This window comes from Arthrobacter sp. H41, from assembly GCF_000520535.1.
In the GTDB taxonomy this organism is placed as follows: Bacteria; Actinomycetota; Actinomycetes; order Actinomycetales; family Micrococcaceae; genus Arthrobacter_D.
Genome location: NZ_KI914825.1, coordinates 5,423 through 6,611, shown reverse-complemented (window position 1 = coordinate 6,611; position 1,189 = coordinate 5,423). Strand labels below are relative to the sequence as shown.

The 1,189-nt window shown below is 65.2% G+C and carries 3 protein-coding genes; all 3 read left to right on the top strand.

All coding sequences use genetic code 11. The features are described from left to right. On the top strand, positions 1-524 hold a 524-nt coding region (locus Y705_RS20225; protein WP_155850095.1), incomplete at its 5' end, for a DMT family transporter. 138 nt (positions 525-662) lie between these two features. After that, positions 663-803: a hypothetical protein gene (locus tag Y705_RS21980; protein WP_155850093.1), complete on the top strand. Its 141-nt coding sequence runs from the start codon at positions 663-665 to the stop codon at positions 801-803. Positions 804-953: 150 nt separating this feature from the next. Next, on the top strand, positions 954-1,189 hold a 236-nt coding region (locus tag Y705_RS22450; protein WP_216698809.1), incomplete at its 3' end, for a hypothetical protein.

The following is a 1,189-nucleotide window of genomic DNA, read 5'->3' as shown; positions in this document are numbered from 1 at the left end:
TGCTTGTGCTGCAGGCGCAGGCCCGCCTCGATGCCCTGGGTGTGACCGCGGCACTGGGCGGAGCGGTCGCGATGGCCTCCGGGGTGGTCCTGACCAAGAAGTGGGGCCGACCCGACACTCTGCTGGCCACGACGTCCTGGCAGCTCATCGCTGGAGGGCTCTTCCTTGCCCCGATCGCCCTGCTCGTCGAAGGCATGCCGCCATCATCCCTGACCCTGCCGAACATCGCCGGTTACCTGTACCTCGGCATCATCGGAACGGCACTGGCCTACACGCTTTGGTTCCGCGGCGTGCACTTACTGCCGGCGTCGACGACCGCGATGCTCGGCCTGCTCAGCCCACTGGTTGCGACCCTGGCCGGATGGGTCCACCTCGGCCAGGCGTTAAGCCCCGGCCAGATCATCGGCGCCACCATCATCCTCACCACTCTGATCTTCAGCACCAGACGAGCCCACAACAGTCCGGCAACCACACCGACGCCCGTCTCAGACCACGCTGGACCGAGAACAGGAACCCTACGCTGAGGTTGGCAAGATGGTGGTCTGCGGACCGATTTCCGCTTACCGGGACATCGGTTCGTCTGGTTCGTTTCTCACTGTTAGGGCACGTCCACGAGGAACAAGAATCCCAGCAACGATCCTCGCGTTCCGTTCCCAGGGCGAGTGACTGAAGATAACCGTGGGGTGTGGCGGATCGGCCGGATTGATGTCGGAAACTACATCACCGCCGCCTACGCCAGAGCACGCGGCGAGATCGCCCGCGGCGACGTTGGCCCCGCACCGGACGAGACGACGCCGGCGTGACGATTCCCATCGATGCCTCCGGCCCCTGGCCATAGGGATGGTGTCGAAAAGGGGTGGCAGATCCACGCGTACACCTGCTGTGGCTCCAGGGCATCAGCGGGCCGGTCGTTTGTTGAGGTCAACGGGAGAATGGTTCTCATGGGAAACGAAATGACGGTGAGAGCCGCAGGCCCGGGTGATGTGTCGGAGCTGGTGAGGCTCCGCCACGCGATGTTCCGGGCGATGGCGGACACTGGGGCCGCCGGTAGGCCCGAGGACGTCGAGGACACTTCCTGGTATGCCGAGGCAAACCAAGCGATCCAGGAGAGAATGGTGCGCGGTGTGCTCGGTGCCTTTGTCATCGACGCCGGGCCGGTGTTGTCCGTGGCGGGCAGCGACCGGCCGCC